Raw genomic sequence first — 2837 nt, forward strand, 5'->3', positions numbered from 1 at the left:
GCATTCCAGGTGCCATCGTCGACAGCGGCTCTTTTGAATTGGGAGGTAGTGTCGTCCCGGTGCCTACTCCGACGCCCACACCCGCACCGGCACCTACTCCGACACCCGCGCCCGCGCCTACTCCGACACCCGAACCGGCGCCAACTCCCACGCCCGCGCCTACTCCGACACCCGAACCGGCGCCTACTCCTACACCCGCGCCGGCGCCTACTCCGACACCCGCACCGGCGCCTACTCCTACACCCGAACCGGCGCCTACTCCAACACCCGCGCCGGCGCCTACTCCGACACCCGAACCGGCGCCTACTCCGACACCCGCACCGGCACCAACTCCGACACCCGAACCGGCGCCTACTCCGACACCCGCGCCGGCGCCTACTCCGACTGAGACTCCGACTCCGGCGCCGACACCACCGACTCCGGCGCCAACTCCCACGCCCGAACCGGCGCCAACTCCCACGCCCGCACCGGCGCCAACTCCCACGCCCGCACCGGCGCCAACTCCCACACCCGCACCGGCGCCAACTCCCACGCCCGAACCGACTCCAACTCCGCCGACACCGGAACCGACTCCGACTCCAACTCCGGCCTCGGATGCTGACCCGCTCGATAGCCTCAACCCCCCGCAACTCGACTCTGCCACCATCACCCCCAACCCCGTCCAAGAAACTATCAACGGCGGTAACGATGCCGATTTCATCATGGGCGGTGGCATCAACGAGTCGATTAACGGACAAGTCGGCAACGATATTCTTTACGGTATGGGCGGCAATGACAACATTGACGGCGGTGCAGATAACGACTCAATCTTCGGCAATGGAGGCAGCGATTTCATCTCTGGCGACGCTGGCAACGATACCATCTACGCTGGCAAAGATAATGACACTGTTGTTGGTGGTGAGGGCGACGACTTGTTGAGGGGAGATTTAGGCAATGATACAGTTGCCGGCGGCCTTGGCAACGACAGCATTTTTGGCGGCAAAGATGACGATATCTTACTCGGTGAAGATGGAGACGACTACATTTTAGGCAACTTAGGAAATGACACAATTAATGCTGGAAATGGCAACGATATTGCCTTTGGCAATGAAGGTGCAGACCTGATTTTTGGCTTATTGGGAAATGACACGCTTTACGGCGGCAAAGAAAACGACAGTCTCGATGGCGGTGAGGGCAACGACTTGCTTTTGGGTGGCAATGAAAACGATGTGCTGTTCGGCGACACCGATAACGATACGCTTTACGGCGGCAAAGGTAATGATATTCTCAGCGGTGGTGCTGGGGACGATTTCCTTTCCGGGGATGTTGGGGACGATACATTGACGGGAGGTTCGGGAAATGATGTGTTTTTCCTCAATCAAAGTGTGGGTAGCGACATCATTAATGATTTCCGCAAGGGAGAGGATTTAATTGGGTTGAATTCTGATTTGAGTTTTAATCAACTCAGTATTACTTCCAGCAACAATCAAACTTTGATTACTGTGACGGACACCAATCAATTGTTAGCGAAGCTTAACAATATTACCCCCGGTATTCTTACCGCTAGCGATTTCACTCAGCTAACACTCTAACTGCCTGGGATAGGGTGCGCTATAAGCAGCCAGCCCGCTTAGAAGTGGTGAAGAAAGCTCTCAAACTCCTGAAATTTGGTGGATGACGTTAGCGTCGCCCGCGCCTACGGGGGCTACGCCAACGAATAGGAGCGATCGATCTGATTCTTTTCAACAGCGATCGGTAATAAATCTTGTTTATTGCCGATCGCCCACATCTAGAATGAGGCACATCCGTCTATTGCAATCCTGAGCTGGCTAGCCATAAGTAGCGCCCGAATAAAGCAAGCTTTCTCAACCACTAAATTTCAAATTTTTTGAAATTTTTTCCAGGTATGAAAAAGTTAAATCAATCAAATTTTTAGGCAATTTTCCTGGTTTTATCTAATGCGAATGTATCAGGTACTAGCTAGAGCAATTTTCAGGAATTCGGAACCCCCGAAAATCTTTTATTAATTTTCACTGACCAAGGCTTCCCAATGGTTTGATGCACTACTTATCTGGCTAATGGTGTGCATGGCAAATCTATATAGAGAGGTTCCCCGTGCCGGACTATTTACATTACATCCTCTGCTGTTAATTGCTAAAAAAATCGCAATTTTTACACAGCTTAAGCTGATTAGGGAGACAAGTCTCGGATTTCAATTAGGGATAAAGTTAAAATTTTTACCTAAATTTTAATCTCCCGGATCGAACACCGAGATTTTAATTCTGCCTACTGCCTTCTGGATCTCTAGCCTTCTGCTTTCAAGGTGAATCTACCAGCAAATAGTAAACATTCTCATGGGTATGCGAAATGAGTTCAACTTTTGCCACTAACATGGATTCACAATCTGTTTTCCCCAATGCTGGTTCTAAATCTATTGTCTTCATTGATCCCGACTTAGATGACTATCAAACTCTTGCGGGTGGCGTGCTTCCCGGTGCAGAGATCATCATTTTAGATAAAAATGGTAACGGAGTCGAGCAAATTACTGGGAAACTGCAAACAATTTCTGCTGCTGGGGAAACTGTAGACCAAGTTCACATTTTTTCTCACGGCAATTCTGGCAGCTTGCAGCTAGGTTCTGCAACGCTGAATTCGGATAATTTGCCGCAATATGAAAGCCAGTTGCAAGGGTGGCGAAATGCGCTAAGCGACAAAGCCGATATTGTGCTTTACGGTTGCGATGTTGCGGCGGGTTCGGGAAGCGATTTTGTCGATCGCCTAGGCGAGTTAACCGGGGCTGATATTGCGGCATCTAGCGATCGCACTGGCCGCGGTGGTAACTGGAATTTGGAGTTTGC

Annotated in this window: 2 protein-coding genes; both read left to right on the forward strand. The window is 51.1% G+C overall.

The window, feature by feature from the left end; genetic code table 11:
• Positions 1–1571 (forward strand): calcium-binding protein (locus QUA25_RS28955; RefSeq protein ID WP_333043126.1); only part of this gene is annotated, 1571 nt, incomplete at its 5' end.
• A gap of 775 nt (positions 1572–2346) precedes the next feature.
• A partial coding sequence (locus QUA25_RS28960; protein ID WP_333043127.1) for a DUF4347 domain-containing protein occupies positions 2347–2837 on the forward strand: 491 nt, incomplete at its 3' end.

Origin of the sequence: Microcoleus sp. Pol17C6 (genome assembly GCF_036701145.1) — a bacterium.
Lineage (GTDB): Bacteria > Cyanobacteriota > Cyanobacteriia > Cyanobacteriales > Microcoleaceae > Microcoleus.